20 protein-coding genes and 1 pseudogene are annotated in these 19,841 nt (G+C 36.3%); 9 read left to right on the top strand and 12 right to left on the bottom strand.

Annotated features, from left to right (window positions below):
- Positions 1-15 precede the first annotated feature (15 nt).
- From MSG95_RS17655 to MSG95_RS17645, 3 genes are all read right to left on the bottom strand, one after another.
- Positions 16-783, bottom strand: coding sequence for a transporter (locus tag MSG95_RS17655; protein WP_004704898.1), 768 nt, complete (start codon positions 781-783; stop codon positions 16-18).
- Between the two features lie 12 nt (positions 784-795).
- A complete protein-coding gene (locus MSG95_RS17650) occupies positions 796-1,341 on the bottom strand; it encodes an ankyrin repeat domain-containing protein (protein ID WP_004704896.1) in 546 nt (181 codons plus the stop codon).
- 158 nt (positions 1,342-1,499) lie between these two features.
- Positions 1,500-1,850, bottom strand: coding sequence for an HPF/RaiA family ribosome-associated protein (locus MSG95_RS17645; protein ID WP_004704894.1), 351 nt, complete (start codon positions 1,848-1,850; stop codon positions 1,500-1,502).
- 252 nt (positions 1,851-2,102) lie between these two features.
- Between MSG95_RS17645 and puuE the strand changes: the two genes are divergently transcribed.
- The 5 genes from puuE to MSG95_RS17620 all read left to right on the top strand — a co-directional run bounded on the left by puuE (position 2,103) and on the right by MSG95_RS17620 (position 6,229).
- On the top strand, positions 2,103-3,068 hold the full coding sequence (gene puuE / locus MSG95_RS17640; RefSeq protein WP_191104685.1) for an allantoinase PuuE: 966 nt from the start codon (positions 2,103-2,105) through the stop codon (positions 3,066-3,068).
- A 99-nt stretch (positions 3,069-3,167) separates the two neighbouring features.
- A complete protein-coding gene (gene uraD, locus MSG95_RS17635; protein ID WP_039251971.1) occupies positions 3,168-3,671 on the top strand; it encodes a 2-oxo-4-hydroxy-4-carboxy-5-ureidoimidazoline decarboxylase in 504 nt (167 codons plus the stop codon).
- Positions 3,668-3,991: a hydroxyisourate hydrolase gene (gene uraH / locus MSG95_RS17630; protein ID WP_068935307.1), complete on the top strand. Its 324-nt coding sequence runs from the start codon at positions 3,668-3,670 to the stop codon at positions 3,989-3,991. Before uraD ends, uraH begins: the two co-directional genes overlap by 4 nt.
- A 23-nt stretch (positions 3,992-4,014) precedes the next feature.
- Entirely contained in the window at positions 4,015-5,382 is a 1,368-nt protein-coding gene (locus tag MSG95_RS17625; RefSeq protein ID WP_049066064.1) for a nucleobase:cation symporter-2 family protein, read from the top strand.
- 121 nt (positions 5,383-5,503) lie between these two features.
- Positions 5,504-6,229: an outer membrane protein OmpK gene (locus tag MSG95_RS17620; RefSeq protein WP_039251953.1), complete on the top strand. Its 726-nt coding sequence runs from the start codon at positions 5,504-5,506 to the stop codon at positions 6,227-6,229.
- A gap of 54 nt (positions 6,230-6,283) precedes the next feature.
- On the opposite strand, the gene hpxO is transcribed toward MSG95_RS17620, so the two are convergent.
- On the bottom strand, positions 6,284-7,441 hold the full coding sequence (gene hpxO, locus MSG95_RS17615; protein ID WP_039251955.1) for an FAD-dependent urate hydroxylase HpxO: 1,158 nt from the start codon (positions 7,439-7,441) through the stop codon (positions 6,284-6,286).
- 199 nt (positions 7,442-7,640) lie between these two features.
- Here hpxO and alc point away from each other — a divergent pair, with 199 nt between their 5' ends.
- Together alc and MSG95_RS17605 are read left to right on the top strand one after the other, a co-directional pair.
- Positions 7,641-8,651 (top strand): allantoicase, encoded by a 1,011-nt coding sequence (alc, locus tag MSG95_RS17610; RefSeq protein ID WP_077165305.1) that lies wholly within the window; start codon positions 7,641-7,643, stop codon positions 8,649-8,651.
- On the top strand, positions 8,648-9,151 hold the full coding sequence (locus tag MSG95_RS17605) for an ureidoglycolate lyase (RefSeq protein ID WP_077165306.1): 504 nt from the start codon (positions 8,648-8,650) through the stop codon (positions 9,149-9,151). Before alc ends, MSG95_RS17605 begins: the two co-directional genes overlap by 4 nt.
- Before the next feature lie 117 nt (positions 9,152-9,268).
- On the opposite strand, the gene parE is transcribed toward MSG95_RS17605, so the two are convergent.
- Positions 9,269-11,152, bottom strand: coding sequence for a DNA topoisomerase IV subunit B (gene parE, locus MSG95_RS17600; RefSeq protein WP_077165307.1), 1,884 nt, complete (start codon positions 11,150-11,152; stop codon positions 9,269-9,271).
- 14 nt (positions 11,153-11,166) lie between these two features.
- Complete coding sequence (locus tag MSG95_RS17595) at positions 11,167-11,748, bottom strand: YqiA/YcfP family alpha/beta fold hydrolase (protein WP_031955550.1); 582 nt, start codon at positions 11,746-11,748, stop codon at positions 11,167-11,169.
- A gap of 211 nt (positions 11,749-11,959) precedes the next feature.
- Here MSG95_RS17595 and MSG95_RS17590 point away from each other — a divergent pair, with 211 nt between their 5' ends.
- A complete protein-coding gene (locus MSG95_RS17590) occupies positions 11,960-13,303 on the top strand; it encodes a hypothetical protein (protein WP_004704875.1) in 1,344 nt (447 codons plus the stop codon).
- Between the two features lie 95 nt (positions 13,304-13,398).
- Here MSG95_RS17590 and MSG95_RS17585 read toward each other — a convergent pair whose 3' ends face one another.
- Together MSG95_RS17585 and MSG95_RS17580 are read right to left on the bottom strand one after the other, a co-directional pair.
- Positions 13,399-13,920 carry a hypothetical protein gene (locus tag MSG95_RS17585; protein WP_228144408.1) on the bottom strand — a complete coding sequence of 174 codons (522 nt, stop codon included), beginning with the start codon at positions 13,918-13,920 and terminating at the stop codon, positions 13,399-13,401.
- Positions 13,921-14,011: 91 nt separating this feature from the next.
- Positions 14,012-14,611: a hypothetical protein gene (locus MSG95_RS17580; RefSeq protein WP_151819589.1), complete on the bottom strand. Its 600-nt coding sequence runs from the start codon at positions 14,609-14,611 to the stop codon at positions 14,012-14,014.
- A 152-nt stretch (positions 14,612-14,763) separates the two neighbouring features.
- Here MSG95_RS17580 and MSG95_RS17575 point away from each other — a divergent pair, with 152 nt between their 5' ends.
- Positions 14,764-15,420: a haloacid dehalogenase-like hydrolase gene (locus tag MSG95_RS17575; RefSeq protein ID WP_077165310.1), complete on the top strand. Its 657-nt coding sequence runs from the start codon at positions 14,764-14,766 to the stop codon at positions 15,418-15,420.
- Positions 15,421-15,556: 136 nt separating this feature from the next.
- Here MSG95_RS17575 and MSG95_RS17570 read toward each other — a convergent pair whose 3' ends face one another.
- The 4 genes and pseudogenes from MSG95_RS17570 to MSG95_RS17555 all read right to left on the bottom strand — a co-directional run.
- Positions 15,557-16,228, bottom strand: coding sequence for a hypothetical protein (locus MSG95_RS17570; RefSeq protein WP_077165311.1), 672 nt, complete (start codon positions 16,226-16,228; stop codon positions 15,557-15,559).
- 69 nt (positions 16,229-16,297) lie between these two features.
- A pseudogene (locus tag MSG95_RS17565) lies at positions 16,298-16,983 on the bottom strand (SH3 domain-containing protein).
- A 155-nt stretch (positions 16,984-17,138) separates the two neighbouring features.
- Positions 17,139-17,945, bottom strand: coding sequence for a hypothetical protein (locus tag MSG95_RS17560; RefSeq protein ID WP_324624630.1), 807 nt, complete (start codon positions 17,943-17,945; stop codon positions 17,139-17,141).
- Positions 17,946-17,949: 4 nt separating this feature from the next.
- Positions 17,950-19,841: peptidoglycan DD-metalloendopeptidase family protein (locus MSG95_RS17555; protein WP_324645152.1), on the bottom strand; the 1,892-nt coding region annotated here is incomplete at its 5' end.

Genomic DNA, 19,841 nt, shown 5'->3' with positions numbered 1-19,841 from the left:
TTCAAGTTAGTTTTATCAGAATAAGAATGCCATACCCAAGCCACCGCGGTAGCCTTTATATTGACCATCTAGATCTACTCCAACACTTGCATCAAGCTGAGTACGCTTATTAACTGCATAAACTAAACCTGTGCCTAGGCTATATTGATAGTCTTCGCTTTCAGCTTTACGATATACAAACTCAGAATAACCAGAAAGTTTGCCGGCAATTTTATAGTTGATGGTTGGAATAGCAGTCACAGCCCAGTTGCTGTTTTGCACTTCGTAACGCATGGTAATTGCTGTATTGATCAAATCATTATATTGATAAGCCACTGCCGAACTTAAACTATAAATATCGTCATGTGCAGTAAATTCATCATTACCTGTTGCAATAAGCGCTTGAGCCAATACAGCCATTGTTAAATTTTCATCATTTAAATCAATCGCTTTTTTTAAGCCGATGCTTACATCACCTAAACCAGAGGTATCTGTCTTTTTACCTGCGCGTTTAGTTTGAGTCCAAGCCGGACCTTGCCAACCTAATTGTAATTCTAGGTCTTTAGCCAAACCTGTACGGAATAACATATCTTCATTGACGGTTACGGTCTTTTCTCTTACACCATCAACATTTGATTCTGTATAAGTTGCACTTGGTAAGCCTTGTTCCCAAGCTAACTGCCCTACTGGAGTGATGCCTGTTCCAAAGCCTGAACCAGGACGGTCAAACGAGAACTCAGCAGCAAAAGTACTTCCTGCGGCAACAGTGGTCAGAGCAAAAGTTAAAATTTGAAATGTTCTCATTCTATTATCCAATCAAGTAGTTAGTTCTTTTGACATTTTTGCCCCATGATGGCGCAACAATTCTAATGTTTCACGCTCTTCTTGAAGCGCTTCTGACCAATCTATTTCATCAAAATCACAATCAAAGAACAACTGGCTGATTGAAGATAAAATGGTAAGTCCTTCTTCATCACGTGTATTTGGGTCAACTTTTTCATCAAGTAAACGTTGAACCGCTGGTGCGCATGCCGAACTTGCCGCATCCCATAGTGGGCCATAAAATTCTTCTGCATCCCAAAGATGAACATTTGCTTTAGCTTGGATTAAGGCATCAAGGATATCGAGATAAACTTGTAATGCGTCTTGTTTTTCTTGTTTTGATAAAGGAGTACCCGCTTCATAAGCTTCTGAAACGTCTTCCCACCATTTAAAAATTCCATCACAGATAATTGACACGGGTGGCCCTTGTTCCGGATCAATGAAATTCGGATCAAGCCCCTCAGCAAGTAATTTTTGTACTTGCGTAAGTTCTAATTCTTCTATGGCTTGAATTAAAGCCTGCTGCTGGGTGGTTAACATGACCATCTCTCAAAAATATATTAGGGCTATTATGCCTAATCTCTGATAAAGATTTTAGAGGTCAATGCTATTGCATTGCAAACCAAAAGTTGTGAAGAGTTTTTATTCTTGTTTTTAATATTCCATAAAAAAAGCCCCGAAGGGCTTTTTAGCTATTTTTAAGCTTCATCATCAATGAATTCAGGTTGACCACCTCTCGGGTGTTCCTTTTTCTCAAACGTATGTTCAAGGCTGCGTTTTAGTTTTTCAATCGCGCCATGAATTGAAGCATCAATATTTCCTGCTTTATGGTGCACTGCAACTGGTTTTAAACCAGCAGGACGGGCTTCAATCATACAGTGGATATCTTTGTCACCACCTTTGTCCCCATTTTCATCACTAAAATGAACCGAAAAATGCGTAATACGTTCGCTATGACGTTGGAATTCTTGAGTAAGTTCTGCACGTACATAAGTAATTAAACGTTCACTATTATGGATGTTTTTATCTGTGCGGATTTCAATATTCATAAATACCATCCTCTCTTTCTTACTGTGGATCTTTTCTATGCAAAACTTTTTTATGTTGGCATGTTTTAAGCATGCATGAACTGACTTCAATTGTACATTTTGATGGTGTAATGGTTTGTTATCTCCTGACTTAAACGTACTGCTTTTAATTTATTTTGAAGATCTTCATATCTTCAATATCAGTCCATCTATAAAAATATGCAAGCTGATTTTTTAAATTTTTATGAAAAATTGAACAAAAGGAGAGCAATTGTGACCGAATCTTATCTATATGGAGCAGAACTCATTGAGCAGATTCAGAAGTCTCCTTATTCACGTGATTTAATCGGTTATCACGGACAGCCTCCAGAGGTGAAATGGCCCAACAATGCTAAGGTTGCAGTGCAATTTGTCCTGAATTATGAAGAAGGTGGCGAAAAGCATATCGAGCATGGCGATGAGGGTTCGGAACAGTTTTTATCAGAGATTATTGGTGCTGCAAGCTATCCAGCCAAGCATATGTCGATGGACTCTATGTACGAATATGGTTCACGTGCTGGTTTTTGGCGCATTCATAGTGAGTTCCAACGGCGCAAGCTCCCAATGACCATTTTTGGCGTTGCCATGGCGTTGGCGCGCAACCCTTATATCGTCGAAGCGATTAAAGAAGCTGATTATGATGTGGTTTCTCATGGCTACCGATGGCTTCACTATCAAGACACTGACATTGAAGTCGAAAAACAGCATATGAAACAAGCTTTATCTGTTTTAGAAAACTTGTTTAAAAATAAAACTATAGGCTGGTACACCGGACGCGATAGTCCTAATACCCGTCAGTTACTCGCAGAGTTTCCGCAAATACAATACGACTCAGATTATTATGGCGATGATCTACCCTTTTGGACGACCCTTACCAATGAGGCAGGTTCATCCCGTCCGCATTTAATTATTCCTTATACCCTCGAATGTAACGACATGAAGTTCTGTTCACCGGGTGGATTTAATAGCTCAGAGCAGTTTTTTCAATATTTAAAAGATAGTTTTGATGTGTTGTATGCAGAAGGTGAAACTGCACCAAAAATGATGTCGATTGGAATGCATTGCCGTATTTTGGGGCATCCGGGTCGTTTTAAAGCATTACAAAGGTTTCTCGACTATATTGAAATGCACGATCGTGTCTGGGTCTGTCGCCGTCAGGATATAGCAGAGTATTGGTATAAAAATCACATAACTCGATAGTTGATTATTCATTTTGCAAATTCATTAGCGAAATATTAACCACTTTTGGCACTGTTATTGCTAAAACTCTATATCACTATATTGAGTTTAGGAATGACAGTGTTTTTAGCCGAGTTTAACCAAGCCCCACCCGATCAACTCAAGACTCTGTTAAATAACTGCGTCCATATTCCAGCTTGGGCCGAAAAAATCATCTCAGAACGTCCCTACTCATCAACGTCTGTTCTTTTAGGATATGCGGAACAATTGAGCCACACATGGTCATGGGAAGAGATTGAAAATGCTTTAGCAACTCATCCAAAAATTGGTGAACGGCAAGCAAAAAAACAGCTGAATGCAAAAGAACAAAATTTTTCAGCTCAAGAGCAAGCTGGCATTTCCTTAGATGAGCAAACACAACAAGCTCTGCTACAAGGCAATCTCGATTATGAAGAGAAGTTTGGCTTCATTTTTTTAATTAAAGCCGCTGGCCTTAGTAGCGATGAGATTTTAAAAAAACTTAATCAACGTCTTCAAAACAACTTAGCTATAGAAAAAGTCATTGTACATGAGCAACTCGCAGCAATTGCTCTATTACGTCTATCTCAGGAAATACAAGCATGATCAGCACTCATATTTTAGATACAAATTTAGGTAAACCCGCTGCAGAAGTCGAAGTGAAGTTATTTCATGCAGCAACTCATGAACTGATTGCAACCGCAATCACCAATAAAGATGGTCGAGTAAGTGATTTTGGTATCAAAGATTTAACTGAAGGGCCATATCAACTTGAATTTGAAATTGCGCCTTATTTTTCGGCGAAGCAAGTCAAAACTTTTTTCCCGCGTGTTTGCATTCAATTTTTTATAGAAGACATCAAGCAGCACTATCACATTCCACTACTCATTAGCCCGTTTGCTTACTCTACTTATCGTGGTAGCTAACTGAATTAAAATAGGAGAAAAATATGAATGATCGACAAAAGAATGCGATTTCTCCAGAGCATGAATATTTAGGAATCTCGAAAAGTTTTGCTTACGGTTTACAGCATGTGCTGACCATGTATGGTGGTATTGTGGCTCCGCCCCTTATTATTGGAACGGCGGCTGGTTTAAGCTCGGCACAAGTCGGAATGCTCATTGCAGCAGCCCTATTTGTAGGTGGGTTGGCAACACTCATACAAACCATAGGAACCAAATATCTAGGCGCAAAACTACCTTTAGTTCAGGGGGTGTCTTTTGCTGGCGTGGCAACCATGGTCGCCATTATTACCACGGGCGGTGGCCTGCCTGCGGTTTATGGGGCGGTCATTGTAGCCTCTCTAGTTGGACTTTGCCTTGCGCCTTACTTTTCAAAAATCATTCGTTTTTTCCCCCCTGTTGTGACGGGATGCGTCATCACGATTATTGGGCTATCTCTGTTACCCGTTGCGATTCGCTGGATGATGGGTGGTAACGATAAAGCACCCAACTGGGGAAGCGTAGAAAATATTTCTTTGGCCCTACTCACCTTAGGCATTGTGATTATTTTAAACATGCTGCCACAAGCTAGCATTCGTCGCTTATCTATACTATTAGCGATCGTGGCTGGTACCATACTGGCTTACTTTATGGGCTTCGGTGACTTTAGTCAGGTCAGCTCAGGTGCATGGCTGCAATTTCCACATTTCTTTGCATTTGGTTTGCCTACCTTTGAACTGAGTGCCATTTTATCAATGCTCATCGTTACCTTGGTGATTATGACGGAAACTACAGCCGATATTATTGCTGTAGGAGACATTGTAGGAACCGATGTCGATTCTAAACGTATCGCCAATGGTGTTCGTGCAGATATGTTCTCAAGTGCTGTTGCACCTATCTTTGGTTCATTCATGCAAAGTGCTTTTGCTCAAAATGTTGGGTTAGTTGCGATTACAGGCATCAAAAGCCGTTTTGTTGTGGCTGCAGGCGGTGTCATTCTCATTATTTTGGGGTTATTGCCTGTTATGGGGCGTCTAATTGCAGCAATCCCTATGCCTGTACTTGGTGGTGCAGGTCTGGTCTTATTTGGGTCAGTTGCAGCGAGCGGAATTCGCACTTTAGCAAAAATAAATTATAACGATCAGAAAAATTTGATCATTGTCGCGACTGCTTTATCGGCAGGAATGATCCCAATTATTAACCATGAGTTTTATGCACATTTTCCAGTTTGGGTACAAACTTTGTTCCATTCGGGTATTAGTTCGACTTGTATCTTTGCTATCTTATTGAATTTATTATTTAATCATTTGCCTTCATTTCGTAGCTCATCTACTCCTCATTTGAGCCAAACCATAAATACTAGAAATACACATTAATAGATTAGTTTTTAGCGCCCCACTTCGGTGGGCCTTTTTTTAACCGTTGATCAAATTTGGCTTCATTTTTGCTTAAGACCCTGTATCCTTAGCGTGCTTTATTTGGGGGGAGATCATTTAAATGCAATTAAAGCAACTTGCGGCGACTTGTGCCTTGTTATCTGCAACTGCCATGGTTCAGGCAAAACCAATTTGGCAAGATTTTAGCGTGACTGGACTTTATGGTGAAAACTATGAAGTTGTAGACGACAAAGAAACTACGATTACTTTGGAATATGCTGCAAAAGTTAAATATGCTGATGTGTTTTTCTTCATGGACCGTATGCGGGGTGAAGACGATCATAAAAGTACATATTTTGAGTTATCACCACGTTTAAGCTTGGGCGAAGTGTCTGGCAAAAAACTAGCTTATGGCCCAATTAAAGATGTACTCATTAGTACCACTTGGGAAAGTAACAGCGAAAACGGCAATAACTTTGATAATTTCTTATATGGTTTTGCTGTTGATTTAGATATTCCATATTTTAAATATGCGAATTTAAACTTCTACCGTGCAAATAATGAGAAAACTGACGACGATTATCAAATGACTTTCGTTTATGGTATTCCATTTAACATTGCATCTGAAGAATTCTTGGTTGATGGCTTCCTAGATTGGTCAACTGCTGAAGGTGACCATGCTAGCGAGTTAAACTGGACAACTCAGTGGAAATGGAATGTAGGTAAACACATTTCTCCTGACACACGTCTATACCTCGGTATCGAACACTCTGTATGGAATAATAAATTTGGTCTACAAGGCCGAGATGAAAATAACGTGAGTGCTTTGGTTAAATATCACTTCTAAAATTTTTATTTAGAAGCTTAAAACAGCAAGGAAAAAATCCTTGCTGTTTTTGTTTTAGTCGAGTGGATTACCCACAATGTTACTAATAATCCCCTGCATAATATGTCCGCCTTGTTCACGGCGTAATTCTGCATACCAAGCTTGGGTCACAGTTTCATCTTTCATATGGGTCACATCACAACGTTTACGGGCACGAAGAACCAACTCATTGGCCCGTTCATTACGCTTGTTTTGATAACGACGTAAAGCGTCCTCTAAACCCAAAGTATTTATTTGCAAAGAACGCGCTAAATAAATCGCATCTTCCATGGCTTGGCAGCCACCTTGTCCAATATCAGGTGTAGTGCTGTGTGCAGCATCGCCTAAGATCACCACGCGGCCTTTATAAAATTGGGCAAACGGTTCAATATCATGGATTTCTACCCGATTGGTCTTTTGTGGGTCTAAGCGCTCAATGAGTTGCTGTACAGGTTGGCACCAATCAGCAAAATATTGTTTTAAAAGTTTTTTATATTCATCTCGATTATTGTCTAATCCTGCTGGCAAAGGCACATCTAAAAAGAAGTAAAACTTACCATCTGCAACTGGCATAAGTGAGGCACGCTTACCTTCTCCTACATAGGTCGTCCATTGCTGAGCTGGTGCTAAATCTTCAGAAATCTCAACCAAACCATTCCAGTTTACATAACCAGCATAACGGCGCTGTACTTGCTGACCCAACACATAGGCACGAGTCATTGAATGAGTACCATCCGCCCCAATCAGTAAGTCAGCTTGTGTTGAACTGCCATCTGCAAAATGTACTTCGACATAATCGGTCTTGTCTTCAAGGCTGACCATTTTTTTGCCTAGATAAATCTGGTCTCGGCCAAACTCATCCATCAGCATATTTTGTAAATCGGCACGTGCAACCGGATATGGCCGTTGTCCTACTTCTTCAATTAATGGCAGTAAACTGAATTGTGTCATCACATCTCCAGTTAAACCATCGACATAGGCCAAATCATCCATTTGTCCACCAAGTTTGGCGATTTTATCAGTTAATCCGAGATAGTTCAGACATTTCACACCATTTGACCACAACGAAATAGCAGCGCCGACTGGAAGAATCTTTTCAGTTTGCTCAAAAATACGAACTTGGTGACCAAATTTTTTTAATGCAATGCCTGTGGTTAGACCTCCCATTCCCGCACCAATAATCACCACATTCATAACACTCTCCTATAGATATTCACCTATAGGGTGCTTATGCTAAAAACATGCCATCGTTCAAAATTTATTTAGCTTTTCCACAAAACTGGCATGCCCCATGCTTATATATTTAAGTATAAAACTCGTCTCAACGTGCTCTGTATGTTGATAGTTTTAAATGAAAAATCATGTTTTTAACAAGAAATACGGATACCCCATTATGGCAACTTTACACGCTCCAGCTTTTGAACTTCCTGAAATTTTGAATACCAAAACCAATTTGGCAGATGTCCGAATTGGTGCACAAGTCATTGAGTGTTCAGATGATTTCTTTGCAGAAGCAAAGCGTATGCTGCAATTTGAAGCACCTATTTTTGTTGAAGATAAATTTGATAACAACGGTAAATGGATGGACGGTTGGGAAACGCGTCGTAAGCGTCACGCGGGATATGACTGGTGTATTGTGAAGCTAGGAGTGAGTGGAAAAATCACCGCACTTGATATCGACACCAGCTTTTTTACAGGAAACTATCCAGCATCTGCCTCATTAGAAGCGTGTTATGCACCAAATGGAGACCTAACAGGTGCAAAATGGGAGAATGTTCTAGAAAATACTGAGCTAGGGCCAAGTCAACATCATATTTTTATGGTCAATAATGATGCACTTTTTACCCATATACGCCTCAATATTTTCCCAGATGGCGGTGTTGCTCGTTTGCGTGTTTATGGAGATGTTCACATTCAGGTGACTGATAGTGAGCAAACGCTTGATTTATTAGCACTTGAAAATGGTGGTCGCGTAATTGCCTATAGCGATGCGCACTTTGGACACCCACGTAATTTGATTAACCCAGGCCGTGGTATCAACATGGGCGATGGTTGGGAAACCAAACGCCGCCGCGCACCGGGTTATGACTGGTGTATTCTTGCGTTGGGTAAAAGCGGAAAAATTGAGAAACTTGAAATTGATACGGCTCATTTTAAAGGGAACTTCCCTGCCCAAGTATCTATACAAGCGGTTTACCTTGAAAATGCAACCGATGCACAGTTAATTCCACAAAGTATGTTCTGGTCTTATTTACTTGAAGCTCAACCAATGCAAATGGACCATATTCATGAATATGTGAATGAGATTTTACAGCATGAAAAGATCTCTCATATTCGCATTAACATGATTCCAGACGGTGGTATTAGCCGTGTTCGTTTATGGGGGAAAATTGCTAAATCATGATCATGAATACTGTTCAAATTCAGCCCTTAACTATTGAAAACTTTCAACCCTTCGGAGAAGTCATTTGTTGCGACGGGCATGACTTTTTTCATATTAATGATGCCCACACCGAGCGCTACCATGCGCTCGTTGAAACCGAAATTGAAGTTGAAGCAAAGGCAGGAATTAGTATTTTCCGTAATATTAAGACCAGTGTATTACCTCTGGAAATTTCAATGCTAGAGCGTCATCCGAAAGGCTCTCAGGCATTTATTCCATTACAGCAACAAAAGTTTTTAATTATTGTCGCACCCGCTTTAGATGAAAACACTCCCGATATTTCCAAGCTCTGTGCTTTCGTCTCGAATGGTAAGCAAAGTATCAATTATCGGGCAGGCACATGGCATCACCCTTTGCTTACTTTTGAGTCACCAAGTGATTTTGCAGTAGTAGATCGCATCGGAAGTGGAGCAAATTGTGATGTTTTTCAGTTTCCACAATCTATAGAAATCAGGTTTTAAATAAAGAGTGATTTATACAGACTTGTCTGTTTTAAATTAATTATATAAATATACCAAATTATCTGTAACTAAAATAAAAAATCCCCGCCAATTGAGCGGGGATTTTTTAATTTTATTTTAAACAGTGATATCGGCTAAGTTACCCTTCTGCTCAAGCCACTGCTTACGATCTGCGGAACGTTTTTTCGCAAGCAATTTGTCGAGTAAACCAGCTGTTAAATGTGCATCATCCAGATCAAGCTGTACTAAACGACGAGTGTTAGGGTCCATGGTTGTTTCGCGAAGCTGAATCGCGTTCATCTCACCCAGTCCCTTGAATCGAGTAATTTGAGGATTCTTATTGCCTTTGACATTTTTCAAAATGGTTTCAAGTTCATCATCATCGAGTGCGTAATGGACATCTTTACCAATATCGATACGGAACAATGGTGGCATTGCTACAAATAAATGGCCTTCTTCCACCAATGCAGGAAAATGCTTAACGAATAAGGCACAAAGCAAAGTCGCAATATGTAAACCGTCCGAGTCGGCATCGGCCAAAATACAGATTTTGCCATAGCGTAGTTCTGACAGATCATCACTACCCGGATCTACACCAATCGCAATCGCAATGTCGTGAACTTCTTGAGAAGCGAGTACTTCATCTGAAGAGACTTCCCATGTATTTAGGATTTTTCCACGAATTGGCATGATGGCCTGAAAGTTTTTATCACGCGCTTGCTTGGCACTACCGCCCGCAGAGTCACCTTCGACAATGAATAACTCACTTTCTTCACGAGTTTGGCCAACACAGTCTGCCAATTTACCCGGTAAAGCTGGGCCAGAAACAATCTTTTTACGCTCGACTTTCTTGGCTGCTTTTAAACGACGACCTGCTTTAGAAATCGCCATTTCCGCCAGTTGCATAGCAATTTCAGCATGTTGGTTGAGCCAGAGCGCAAATGCATCTTTAGCAATATTTAAAACAATATTTGATGCTTCACGACTCGAAAGACGCTCTTTGGTTTGACCAGAAAATTGTGGTTCTTGGAACTTGAGCGACAAGATATAGTTCACGCCATCCCAAACATCTTCTGCCGAAAGTTTAAGATTACGCGGTAACAAGTTACGCAATTCACAGAACTCACGTAACGCCTCGGTCACGCCTGAACGTAAACCGTTCACATGCGTACCGCCTTGTGCAGTTGGAATCAAGTTGACGTAACTTTCTTGAACCTGCTCACCGCCTTCTACATTCCAGCAAATCGCAAACTCACAGGCTGCACGATCTGCTTGTCCACTACTTACAAATGCAGGGTTTGGCAAAATTTCGCGGTCTTGTAATTCATCCATCAAATAATCGACAAGGCCATTTTCAAATTGCCATTCAATTTTTTCATCGTTAATTTGATCGATATAAGTAATTTTTAAACCAGCTGCTAAAACAGCTTTCGCTTTTAAATTATGTTTGAGAGCTTTTAACGCAAATTTTGGACTATCAAAATATTTAGCTTCAGGCCAGAAACGTACTGTTGTACCAGTCGCACGTTTTGGTGCTTTGCCTTCTAGCACTGCTAAAGGAGCAACGGGTTCACCTTGCTCAAAAGCCATCTGGTATAAATTACCCTGACGCTGAACCTCTACCTCAACACGTGTAGATAAAGCGTTTACAACCGAAATCCCCACACCATGTAAGCCACCTGAGAACTGGTAGTTATCGGTACTGAACTTACCACCAGCATGCAGCTTGGTTAAAATGATTTCGATACCACTTTGACCATATTCAGGGTGAATATCGACTGGCATACCTCGGCCATTATCCTCAACCGACAACGAACCATCTTTATAAACCGTGACACAGATTTTGTCGGCATGACCAGCTAATGCTTCATCGACAGCATTATCAATAACTTCTTGGGCTAAATGGTTAGGTCGAGTCGTATCGGTATACATTCCCGGACGACGACGAACAGGGTCTAAACCGGAAAGAACTTCAAGCGATTGAGCCGTATATTGTGTCACGTTGTACGTTTTCCTTATTTGATGGTGTGCGCAAAGAATTCGATCACTAAGGGTAATTTTTCTTCAAAATCTTCCATGGCATGATTGCCATGAGCATCCGTCAAAATCAATGAGGATGGTGTTGCAGCACTATAATAGCGTTGTGCTTGACGATAATCCAAAATTTCGTCGCCTTGTTGCAATAAGACGAGTATTTTGTCAGCATTTTCAGGTTGTTTCAGTTCCAGTTGTTCTAACTGTCGTAACTGCACATGATCAATTGACCATTGATCATTCACCTTATAAGGCATGCTTTCAACTTGAAAGAGCTCATCAAACAGCTTCCATGGTTGCATAGCAGGGTTAATCAGTACAGCCGGAACATTATATTTCGCGACAAAATATGTCGCAAAAAACCCGCCGAGGCTACTACCGACTAACGCCACATCTTGTAAAGACTCGATTAGCTCTGAAACTTGCGCTACGACCTGATCTGGAGATCTATTTAAATCTGGCAAATGCACATTGATGCCCAATTCGCTACAATACTGCTTAAGGCTCAGCCCTTTAATCGAAGAAGAGCTGCTATTAAAGCCATGGAGGTAGATAATATTCATATATTTCCCTCTTAAATTGAGAGTAAACTCACATTTTTGTTCTCAGTTTGTATATAAAAACACTATTGTCAGACAAGAAAAACGATTCAACTTACCATTCATCAGTATTTTAAAAACATGTGTTATTTAAACTACTAAGATGGAAACGTTAGCTGCCGTTGATAAAAAGTACAGCTTAAAACGTCGGTTATAACGTAAATGGGGAAAAGATATGCCGAGCTTAACACCGTTACATGAAACTTATTGTAAATGGGATCGTACGCCACCGAGTCAGGCCGACGTACTAGAAGGTTTAGCTCAACTGTTCAGCACCAGCTTAAATGGTGTACATGAATTAATACAAGTCATTAATATTGAAGTATTAAAAAATGCTTTTGGTATTAGCGCCCAAAATGCAAAAAACTTTCAAAAACGACCATTTGTGCAAAAGCTATATCAATTTTCTTATGGCGCTTTACAAAAATATGGTAGTCACTTTTTAGCGCCAAGTTTACGTCACATTATTGAAAAATATCCAACACTTCACGAAAAACCACTCACCCCGAGCCAACATTTTTTGGTGGGCATTTTAAATGGTATTTTTGGAGACTATTTACTTAAACAACATAGTCCACTTGCCTTACCCATGGTGCTATACGACCACTACGGTGCAATCCAGCAAGGCGAACTTGCAGGCCGTATTGTGATTTTGGCTCATGGTCTATGTATGAACCACCTGACTTGGTCAAATGCACACTATGGCGGCATTGGTGAACGTCTGCTTGCGCAGCGTGATCACAACACCATGCTGTATTTAAACTACAACACAGGTCGTCGCATTTCAGCCAATGGCCGTAGTTTCTCTAACTTATTAGAAGATTTGGTACAACGTAATCCAAGAATTACCAGTATTGATATCATTGGTCATAGTATGGGTGGACTGGTTTCCCGTAGCGCACTGTTTTACGGTAAACAAAATATGTACCAATGGATTCATATGGTCGAGAACTTAGTCTGTATTGGTTCTCCACACCATGGTGCAGTACTTGAGCGCTTTGGCTTTGCTATACAAGATAAACTCGGGGCATTCCCATTTGTTGGGTTACTGGGTCAGTTAGTTAATATCCGTAGTAATGGCATTTTAGACCTACGCCACGGCAGCGTTCGTGATGATGACTGGGAATATATGGATGCCCGTATCGGCATGATGGATGACAACCGTGCTCCAGCTCCTCTACCTTCCCATATCAATACCTTTTTAGTGGCTGGAACACTCGAGTTTGAAAAGGTGCGTAATAAAGCGCTTACCGTGATTGGCGATTATTTAGTGAGTGTGAAAAGCGCACTTGGCGAACATCCAAATCCACGTTTTCAACTTAAAGTTCCAGACTCACACAAAGCGGTGTTTTATGGCTTAAATCACTTTGAAATTCAGTATCATTCGAGTGTTGCTGAGCAGATTACTCGCTGGTTATATCCTCATGTGAATGATTATGTGCAAGACGGTATTCAAACCCATATTATTGATATGCCGAACTATACGCTTGAAGATTTAGAAGGAATTGTAGAGACGTAAATAGAACCCAATTTATGAATATAAAACTATTTAAAATAATCTATCACTAATTTATACCTGATCTTATAAACACATAAAATCAGGTATAAGTAATATTACTCACAATCAGATAGATCAAATCCTTTTTTTCCTAAATGTATTCCTTGTATTTTCCCATGTACAACATCAAAAATTAAACTATTATTTTTCTGTAAATTATCAGTCACTATGTAAGTATAGTCATCTTGTGAATCTCCAGCTCCATCACTTTTCATTTTTTTAATATTATAACCCTTATAGTTTTTGTATATATTTTCAACACCCATACCATTTCGTATATTTTTTAATGTGTATATACTTTTATTTTCACTTCCAATTAATACTTCAACCAACTTCTGATTATTAAGAGTATATGAAATGCTATTATTAAAATCTGAAAAAGTTGTACAGCTTCCCATTTGATCTTTTGCTATACCTTCTGACGAAAAATTAATATCAGAGTATTTATTATCAATAATATAAGATTTATCTTTTAAATTTATTGAGTTAAAGTCTAAATAAATTTTTCTATCCAAATTTACAGCACAATAACTGTGCATACTTATACAGCCAAATATAATGATAAATGTTAGTTTCATATCAAACGCTTATACTATCTAATTTACAAAGGTTAAAAACTTATGACTCTTGACATAGAGTTAAAGAATTAATATTACAAAAAAATCTAAATTATAATTCTGGAGTTTCTTTAAAATAAACTTTTTCCTTATCAGTACAAACACCATAGAACATCCCAGAAAGATTATTTTTTGGATCTAGATCTTGCATATAGCTCTTACAATCAAGTAAAAGTTGCTTATTTTTCTTTATAAAAGTTAATTTTTGATATTGTCTAAAAGAATATCGATCATAGAAGTCATTAAGCACATACATATTACTTCTATAATTTTTTGATGGAATGTACTCAAAATTATCACCATCACCTATAGAATTATAATTTCCTAAAGTCTGAAATATCTTATTAGTTTCCATAACCAGCTTATTTTCATTATTAGTAATTACTTTCATTTGTGCCCAGCCTACTTCAACACCTTCCATAAAGATATTTTTATATATCACATAATATTTATCATCTTTTATTTTAATATAGAACTCATCGACAGGAGGTTCATATGCATGTAAAACATAACTCCCCTGATTCAATGTGTATTTCAGTTCTTTACATTTATTCTGAATAGTACAATACTTATACGAATAAAATGCAGCATTCGATATATTTGAGCACACTAAAAGGCTAAAGCTCAGAAAGATAAAGGAGGCAGTTTTCATTTATTAAACTCTATATTCAATATATTTTCAAAATTCTTATAAATAGTTGGTTATATTATAGGAAACTCTTATTAATTGCCAATTTAAAGAAGATTAAAAAAACACCCATTTAGATATTAGTAAAATCATTACTATTCAATTTAGAGAAGTACATGAAAGAAATTGTTGTTTTTGACTTAGATGGAACATTACTATCGGGTGACTCTACAAAGGCATGGTTAACAGATAAATTGAAATCTAATATTTTTAGATTTATCGCTGCACTTATTGTTACGCCCATCGCTTTACCTCTTATGAAATTTAAGAAATATAAATCTAAAGGTGCTTCATTGTATTTATGGATTGCAACGTATAGCTTGAACGAAGAAGAATTAGAATACAGCTTTAAAAATTTCTCTAAGAATATCAATGTAATTACTTCCGGTTCATTATATTGGTTTGAGCAAGGTATAGCCGAAGTTAAAGATCATTTAGCCAATGGAAGAATTGTGTTTATTGCCACGGCTGCACCAGAAAAGTTAGCGAATGTTTTACTCGAGTCTATCAATATAGATGTACGAATTATTGGTACTCCTCTACAAAACAAGCTGGGAGGATGGATAAGTGGGATACATTGCAGGTCTGAAGAAAAAGTAAGAAGATTAAATAAGCTTGATATCAAACAACCTTGGTTTGCAACATACAGTGATGATATTGATGAAGACTTACCTATTTTGATGGGCGCCAAAAATCCCTACTTAATTAATGGGGATAACAACAAGATTAAAAATATTAAAATCAAAAATTTAAAGCTATTAAATTGGTTTTAAAGTTATGATATGAATATTGTCTATATAAGCTTTCTAACGACTAAATAAAGATAGTATAGGCACTTTTAGTAATAAAAGTGCCTATACTATCTAAATTAAACTTTCATTTATCGTGAATATTATCAGATACTTTTCATTAATTTTCTCTATATTTATTTCTCAAATCCAATAAACCTTTACTATATATTTCTTCATTTTCAGTACATGAGGCTTGTAAATTCATATCTAGGTAGGTATAACGATGTAATAATTTTTCTTCATTATTGTATCCTCCAAAAATATTAAAATGAGCACCTTCATTCGAAAAACATTCAGTTACAATATTAGGAATTCCATCCCCTATCAAATCAACTCCTCTAATTTTATTATTTTTATATAGAATTTGATCCTTATTTAATTCAAGACCATAACCACGAACTAACTCCTTACTTCTTTTATTAATATTATAAAAATAATTAGGCTCATCTGTAACAAAAGCTAATTCTGAAACACAATCACTACTATCTTTTTTCAATATTGGATTTACAATATCATATTTAAATTTTTCGTCCTCTTTATAGATAATTACGATATCCTTATTAAGAGGTTTTTCACTTACTATACAGCCCTCATCAGAATCTAATAATAAATAAATTTTATTATCTAAATCTTTTTTTATTTTTCTAATTTTTTCAGCAGATTCAATGAATTGTTTATTATTTACTTTCTTTATTTCAAAAGAATTTGCATAAGCTCCTTCAATTACATATTGAATAGTAGATAAGCTAAAACCTACTAAACATACAAAAACTAATTTTTTATAAATCACTTCTATTTTCTCGCATCACTAATGAAATTAATATTTATAGCCATTCATAACTTTACTATATGAATTTTATCAAATTTCAAACTTCCAAGCTTTATTAGTAACTATCTTTCCATTTTTTATATTTAAAACAATATTGTAAGCTGCTGCACCACCATCATTAAAAGTATTTAAAATAAAAATGTTATTATTTAAATAATATATTTTAAAGTCAGCAAGCTCGTTCTTGTCTCCATCGATACCATCTTTAAGGAAAAAATATTGTTCGAGCTCAGATCTACTGATTTCAGTTCTGTTATTTTTTTCTTTAACAATAATTTTATCAAGTTGTAAAAAATTATTGTCAGGTAGGCTACCATCTGTACCAAAGAACTTTTTATCATTAAAATACTTATATTCACCTTTAAAAGTTTTATAAAGTTTAGGATCTAAAATAGCTTTTTTTGCATACACTTCTACAATTATATTTTTATCACTATAGATAACCTTTTCTCTAGAATATTGAGATAGCTTAATAGAAGTGTAACCACTAAAATTATTTATTCTATTTTTATAGACAAATCTGTTGTACCATTATTGGCATTAACTAAACAAAAATTACTTGTCTCTTCATCCATCACACAAGAAACAATTTCATTATTATTTAATTTGGATGTAACTTTCGAACTTAAACTTGAATTTTCCCTTACATTCACATACCCATCCTTATCTTGAATAAGACCAAAGTCAGCATGTAAAGCCTCAATAGATCCAATCATGAAAGAAGTAAAAACTACAAGTTTAAGATATTTAGTCATTCGATATTAACTTTTATTAATAAGAAAATATTTTCAATATTACCAATTATTTATAAGCAGCAAAAATTACATTAATTTATTACTGCTTATAAGAATATATTTATATTAAAATATTTCTATTTTAAAAAATATGAATACATATCATTATTTTCAATTTTCGAAACAATATTTTTATCACCCTTTCTCTTTTCAATAATATCTTTAATTAAAAAAGGTTTATTTTTATCAGGAATCAAGGAAAAAGAATATTGAATTGGAAAATTCTCATAATTAACTTTTCCAGTTGAAGTAAAATCTTCAGTTACTTTCTGAAAATCATATACCACTTGATAGGACTTATCATTTTTATTATATTTTATAGATGATAATTTTGTAAATTTCATTGAACCATCATTTAAACTTTTTAATTTAACATTTATTGATAAAAATGATGGATTATATATTCCTAAATTTTTTTTATTAAATATATATATATCACTTTTAAATTTTTTTGAATTATTATTTGACACAGGATTTGCATAACTTTCAATTGAAAAAATAGAAATATTATTATCATTATAAATAATACTAGTACCAATTGCTCCAACATCTGAAATAATAAAAGGAAGCTTATACTGATTTTTTCCTAATAGAATTTTGGGTTGATAGTTTATAAAGTAATAATCCTTTCCTTTTATCTCATTATTATTGTTCAAAACTGGGTTTAGTAAAACTGTAACTTCGCCATATGGAACAGTAACGATATTTTTTTTCAAATCTACATTTTTACTGACATCAGTATATATAAAGGAAGAATTTAAAACATTCTGATACCCTAATTTGATATATACAGGCTGATTTGGATTATTCTCTATATTAAACTCAGCATTAGCTACTGTTGAGACTCCTAATATGAGTGCCAGACATAATTTATACTTAATCATATATTTACCTATTTACCTTAACACCATTTTCAGTTGTCATACAATTATCTAGCCATGGGAATGGATCTAATCTATAAGACATTCCAGATTTACCCATTGATTTCATTATTTCAGAACGCACTTCAAAATGTAAATGGGAACCATCTTCAATTCTAGTCATGCTCCCCGCATTACCACTATTACCCGTTTTTCCTAAAACTGTATCAAGAGTCGTTATACTATCTCCTTCCGATACATTTATAGAATTTAAATGTGCATAAATAAAGTAAATTGTGTCTAAATTTTTTGCTAAGACTTTTTTTGAACTAGGTAAATCATTTACATCACATTCTAAAATAATTGTTTTCCCATAACCAGGATATGCGGGAATTACTTTTGCGATAGTTCCCACACAAACGGGATAAATATTAATTCCATTATCAGCTTCTAAATCTACTCCCTGATGAATACCACTAGCTCTATAGCTTGTACGATTAAATCTCGATGCAACTTTTGTTGCTTGTTCTAAATTTTTTTCATTATAGGAGCTAGCATTTGCTTTTAATGGTAATGAGTTATAGCCAAATCTTCTTATTTGACAAATACCATTTAGAGGATTTCTCCATCTATTGAAATTTAATTTTTGTTCGCTGTTAGAGCTTTGCTTTTCCGTTGATGCATTAGTTATATTCTTAGAGGGGAAATTAATTTTAAACTCCTCTTTGTCATTTATTGCATTTATTGAAGCTACAACTTGATCATTAAAAATAATTTCAATTTTATCATCCTTTTTAGCATGTATAATTTCATGACCATTTGCATTTGTTGAGTGAGGCTTTAGCCCGTATTTAGATTTTACAAAATAAGAGATATTAGCTTGTACTTTATTATTTACAAGAGAAGTAATAACAATATTGATATTATCATTTAGCTTTGAATTATCAGTTGTACCCTTTTTTTCAAAATCTCTACTTGGCCGAACTAAAGGTTTACCACCTAAAAAAACAATAATTTCTTCCATTGTTCGAGCATTCTTAAATTTTTTACCGTCCTTTGGACTAAGCGTAAATCGATTAACATTAATTTTTGAATCTGTATATTCAGTACATAACCACCAACGATATGCATCTCTACCATTGCTGAACCTCTCTTTATAATTGAGATAAGTATCGCAATTTGGATTATTTTTTGGACACACTTGTCCTTGCAATTTCGACCATGAAGGATCATTTGTAGCTTCAACTATTTTACCAAATCCTGTTGGACCATCATGATGTGCTACATAGCCAACTTTTGCGAGATCCCCTGGTTCAAGGCTATCAATTTTACTATATATTTTCTTAACAATATTTATATTTGCTCTTGCATAGGCGGCAGCAGAATCTACAGAAAATGTAGGGTCAGTCCCAAGTGCTTTTAATTTTGCTTTATCTGTATTCGAAATTAATTTAAGTGCCATGTTCTCTTTAAAATTAGAGATTAATTTTTTCTTAATAACATATTGTTGGAGTAAGGTGTCTTTATAAGTAGAAACCGTACATATCTCATACCAAGTTCCGCTTAAAAACTGGGTCAAACCTACTGCTGATGATGTCGAAGCTTGTGCTTGAGGATTCCATTCTTGGCTTCCTTTTTTTGTTCCTGCTTCCGCATTAATTTTTGCAGCCAAGGCTTGTGGCGCTAAATTATATTTTTTTGCCGCATCAATAATTATTTTTCGATATTTTTCATTATCTGGATGTAAATATAAATTTTCTTCTGAGTACACTGGAGCTACTGTAACCGCAGGTAGCCCTCCTTCTATTCTTGTCTCAGATGCTCCAGATGCTCCAGATGCTCCAGATGCTCCAGATGCTCCAGATGCTCCAGATGCTCCAGATGCTCCAGATGCTCCAGATGCTCCAGATGCTCCAGATG

The organism is Acinetobacter sp. IK23 (assembly GCF_035615275.1).
Lineage (GTDB): Bacteria > Pseudomonadota > Gammaproteobacteria > Pseudomonadales > Moraxellaceae > Acinetobacter > Acinetobacter seifertii.
This window is presented reverse-complemented; position numbering and strand designations above follow the sequence as displayed.

What these genes read in the sequence shown, in the direction of transcription:
- MSG95_RS17655 (WP_004704898.1), bottom strand. Translation starts at nt 783, where the DNA reads ATGAGAACATTTCAAATTTTAACTTTTGCTCTGACCACTGTTGCCGCA.
- MSG95_RS17650 (WP_004704896.1), bottom strand. Translation starts at nt 1,341, where the DNA reads ATGTTAACCACCCAGCAGCAGGCTTTAATTCAAGCCATAGAAGAATTA.
- MSG95_RS17645 (WP_004704894.1), bottom strand. Translation starts at nt 1,850, where the DNA reads ATGAATATTGAAATCCGCACAGATAAAAACATCCATAATAGTGAACGT.
- uraH (WP_068935307.1), top strand. Translation starts at nt 3,668, where the DNA reads ATGATCAGCACTCATATTTTAGATACAAATTTAGGTAAACCCGCTGCA.
- MSG95_RS17625 (WP_049066064.1), top strand. Translation starts at nt 4,015, where the DNA reads ATGAATGATCGACAAAAGAATGCGATTTCTCCAGAGCATGAATATTTA.
- MSG95_RS17620 (WP_039251953.1), top strand. Translation starts at nt 5,504, where the DNA reads ATGCAATTAAAGCAACTTGCGGCGACTTGTGCCTTGTTATCTGCAACT.
- hpxO (WP_039251955.1), bottom strand. Translation starts at nt 7,441, where the DNA reads ATGAATGTGGTGATTATTGGTGCGGGAATGGGAGGTCTAACCACAGGC.
- alc (WP_077165305.1), top strand. Translation starts at nt 7,641, where the DNA reads ATGGCAACTTTACACGCTCCAGCTTTTGAACTTCCTGAAATTTTGAAT.
- MSG95_RS17605 (WP_077165306.1), top strand. Translation starts at nt 8,648, where the DNA reads ATGATCATGAATACTGTTCAAATTCAGCCCTTAACTATTGAAAACTTT.
- MSG95_RS17595 (WP_031955550.1), bottom strand. Translation starts at nt 11,748, where the DNA reads ATGAATATTATCTACCTCCATGGCTTTAATAGCAGCTCTTCTTCGATT.
- MSG95_RS17590 (WP_004704875.1), top strand. Translation starts at nt 11,960, where the DNA reads ATGCCGAGCTTAACACCGTTACATGAAACTTATTGTAAATGGGATCGT.
- MSG95_RS17585 (WP_228144408.1), bottom strand. Translation starts at nt 13,920, where the DNA reads ATGAAACTAACATTTATCATTATATTTGGCTGTATAAGTATGCACAGT.
- MSG95_RS17580 (WP_151819589.1), bottom strand. Translation starts at nt 14,611, where the DNA reads ATGAAAACTGCCTCCTTTATCTTTCTGAGCTTTAGCCTTTTAGTGTGC.
- MSG95_RS17575 (WP_077165310.1), top strand. Translation starts at nt 14,764, where the DNA reads ATGAAAGAAATTGTTGTTTTTGACTTAGATGGAACATTACTATCGGGT.
- MSG95_RS17560 (WP_324624630.1), bottom strand. Translation starts at nt 17,945, where the DNA reads ATGATTAAGTATAAATTATGTCTGGCACTCATATTAGGAGTCTCAACA.